This window comes from Mesorhizobium intechi, from assembly GCF_002879535.1.
Classification (GTDB): domain Bacteria; phylum Pseudomonadota; class Alphaproteobacteria; order Rhizobiales; family Rhizobiaceae; genus Mesorhizobium; species Mesorhizobium intechi.
Genome location: NZ_PNOT02000326.1, coordinates 1 through 2,611 on the forward strand (window position 1 = coordinate 1; position 2,611 = coordinate 2,611).

At 60.2% G+C, this 2,611-nt stretch carries 5 protein-coding genes and 1 pseudogene; 3 read left to right on the forward strand and 3 right to left on the reverse strand.

What is annotated here, in order from left to right; genetic code table 11:
* Nucleotides 1-157 (reverse strand): annotated as a pseudogene (locus C1D09_RS27625) (5-aminolevulinate synthase); the annotation flags it as partial.
* Nucleotides 158-535: 378 nt separating this feature from the next.
* On the opposite strand from C1D09_RS27625, the gene C1D09_RS27635 reads away from it, so the two are divergent.
* The 3 genes from C1D09_RS27635 (at nt 536) to C1D09_RS27645 (ending at nt 1,657) form a co-directional block, all read left to right on the forward strand.
* On the forward strand, nt 536-919 hold the full coding sequence (locus tag C1D09_RS27635) for a phasin family protein (RefSeq protein WP_246135898.1): 384 nt from the start codon (nt 536-538) through the stop codon (nt 917-919).
* 37 nt (nt 920-956) lie between these two features.
* Nucleotides 957-1,298 (forward strand): c-type cytochrome, encoded by a 342-nt coding sequence (locus C1D09_RS27640; RefSeq protein WP_167514782.1) that lies wholly within the window; start codon nt 957-959, stop codon nt 1,296-1,298.
* A gap of 89 nt (nt 1,299-1,387) precedes the next feature.
* On the forward strand, nt 1,388-1,657 hold the full coding sequence (locus C1D09_RS27645; RefSeq protein WP_246135899.1) for a hypothetical protein: 270 nt from the start codon (nt 1,388-1,390) through the stop codon (nt 1,655-1,657).
* A gap of 2 nt (nt 1,658-1,659) precedes the next feature.
* Here C1D09_RS27645 and fixJ read toward each other — a convergent pair whose 3' ends face one another.
* Both fixJ and C1D09_RS27655 read right to left on the reverse strand, forming a co-directional pair.
* Nucleotides 1,660-2,274: a response regulator FixJ gene (gene fixJ / locus C1D09_RS27650; protein ID WP_143977225.1), complete on the reverse strand. Its 615-nt coding sequence runs from the start codon at nt 2,272-2,274 to the stop codon at nt 1,660-1,662.
* Nucleotides 2,264-2,611: ATP-binding protein (locus tag C1D09_RS27655; RefSeq protein WP_143977226.1), on the reverse strand; the 348-nt coding region annotated here is incomplete at its 5' end. The genes C1D09_RS27655 and fixJ, both read right to left, overlap by 11 nt.

Genomic DNA, 2,611 nt, shown 5'->3' on the forward strand with positions numbered 1-2,611 from the left:
TGGAGCACCAGACGGTGATTTCCTCGGCGCGGCCATTGGCGCGCCAGATGGCGCGCGGAAATTTGCCCGCGATGCGCTCAAGGTCGGCGAAGACACGATAGCGACGCTCCGCGTGGAGCTGGTCGATCGCTTCTTCGAAGAACCGCTGGTAGTTCATGTCGACTTCCTTTTCTGTGGAACGGTCGCAGGTGTCGCCGCACCGGTTCCCCGCTCATTTGGCGAGGCTAGACGTAACCCCTTGCGGGAAGGGACAACCTTGATTCAGGTCAACTTCAGGGGCGAAGGTGTTCTTGCTCGGTTCGATATGAATCGATGCAGCGATCCGCCGCGCAGCACAGAACGCGTCACGTGGCCAAAGGCCATTTGACGGAGACGGCCGTGGCCGTAGCCGCCCGGAACAAGCAGATCAGCGGTAATCTCCTGACCAATCTGCAGGGCTGCCTACCCGGCGAAGGTCATGGGGGATTGATCCTGATCAACGACTGCGAGGCGAATGGCATTAGCGTTGCGGCATGTCGCAACGGAGCAGTCGATCATGCACAGCTATCCAGGACCGCCGCAATCCGGCACGCAGCCGCTGCCAATGGCGCAAAATGGCCAGAAGATGGTTCTTGCCGCCGTGTCACTTCAGGCGCACGCCTTCAAGGCGATGATGCGTTATCAGATCGAAACGCTTGCCTTTCTGAGGCATCGCTACGAGCAGGATATCAAGCTGGCGGACGATCTCATCGGCGGCCCTGAATTCAATGATGCCTTCGAGGTAGTCTCCACCTTCCTGCACAATGCGGCCTCGGAATATGTCACCGAAGCCGGCAAGGTTGCGACACTGACGTCCAAGCTTGCATCGGAAGCGGCCGGGCTGGTGCGCAAGGAAGCCAGAACCGCGATTGAAGACATAGCGGCGACGACAGTCGCTTAATCGGAAATACGCAGGCTTTGCAGGCATGAACACCCTTATGGACAATGCCAGCCGCAGATATGGCGCGTGGGTTTCCACGTTGGTGGCGGTTCTGCTTGGTTGGGCACCGCCAGCCTTGGCAGCCAGCTCGGTCGAACGCGGCAAGGCGCTGGTTGAGTTCAATTGCTCCGGTTGCCACGCCGTCGGCCGAACCGACAAGAGCAGCCATCCGGATGCGCCCGCCTTTCGCACCTTGTCGAAGCGCTATCCGGTCGCGGATCTCGAGGAAGCTCTCGCGGAAGGGATATCGACAGGACATCCAGACATGCCTGAATGGGTCGCGAGCCCTGACCAGATCGAGGCGATCATCGCCTATATCAGCAGCTTGCAACAACCGTGATCGAGGCACCAGCAGAGTAGCCAGAGGGGGGATCCGACTAGGAGCGGCAGAACGACCTCATGCCGACGGCTTCGGGCGATTCCGGAAAAATGACGCAGATCAAAGCGCGGCCCGTCATTTGCGGACATCTTGGTGCGATGTGGAAGCCAATCCAAAACGCTCCGTTTGGTCGCGATCTCGAGCTTGCCGTCCTTGACGAGGATGGTGAGCACGCGCTCGTATTTCCCTGCCAAAGGGTGGGGGAGGGTTGGAAGAACGTGGCCACGGGCGCGCGTGTCGATATCCGACCGACCCATTGGCGCGATTGGGCGATGGAGAAAACCCTCAACGAGGACGACGGACTTCGGCCTGGCCGATAAGGCTAGGATTTGGACTCCACGATAAGCGCCATGCGCACGAGGTGTGACAGGCTGCCTGCCGCCATCTTGCTCATGACATTGGCCCGGTGGATTTCGACGGTGCGCGGGCTGATGCCCAGATCATAGGCGATGGTCTTGTTCGGCAGGCCAGACACGAGCCTATCCAGCACCTGCCGCTCGCGTTCCGACAAGGCGGACAGGCGATCGCGGATAGCCGCGGACTGGGGATGCGCCGCATGTGCCTGGTTGGGGTTGGCCAATGCGGAACGGATTGCTCCGATCAGCGTCTCGTCATCGAACGGCTTCTCGATGAAATCGGCGGCTCCCTCCTTCATCGCCTGGACGGCGAGCGCCACATCGGCATGGCCCGTCATGACAATAACCGGAATCGTATGGCCTCCGGCTCTGAGCTGCCGCAGGAACTCGATACCGTCTATGCCCGGCATGCGGACATCGGTGACGATGCAGCCCTCGATCTTGCCCGTTGCCGTCGATAGGAAAGCCGTCGCCGATTCGTACAGGCGCACCGCAAAATCTGCTGTCGCCAGAAGAAAACCGAGCGACTTGCGAACGTCCACATCGTCATCGACCACGTGCACCAGATCACTATCGGCCATTTGAGACCTCTTCCTTCTCCACGATGCGCAAGGTGAACCGGAACGCCGTCCCGCCGGTCGGCATTGCCTCAGCCCATATGTGACCGCCATGCGATTCAACGATGGTGCGGCAAATCGAAAGGCCGACACCCATACCCTGCTTCTTGGTGGTCACAAATGGCTGGAAGAGCTGCGCCGACACCTCCGGGGCAAGGCCAGGGCCGGTGTCGATCACGCTCACCTCGGCCATTCCATCATCGCGGGCGACAGTTGTGACCTTCAATTCACGGCGTGGCGAGCCTTGCATTGCCTCGACGGCATTGCGCATCAGATTGAGCAGAACCTGCTGGATCTGGAT

What these genes read in the sequence shown, in the direction of transcription:
- C1D09_RS27645 (WP_246135899.1), top strand. Translation starts at nt 1,388, where the DNA reads ATGACGCAGATCAAAGCGCGGCCCGTCATTTGCGGACATCTTGGTGCG.
- C1D09_RS27635 (WP_246135898.1), top strand. Translation starts at nt 536, where the DNA reads ATGCACAGCTATCCAGGACCGCCGCAATCCGGCACGCAGCCGCTGCCA.
- C1D09_RS27640 (WP_167514782.1), top strand. Translation starts at nt 957, where the DNA reads ATGGACAATGCCAGCCGCAGATATGGCGCGTGGGTTTCCACGTTGGTG.
- fixJ (WP_143977225.1), bottom strand. Translation starts at nt 2,274, where the DNA reads ATGGCCGATAGTGATCTGGTGCACGTGGTCGATGACGATGTGGACGTT.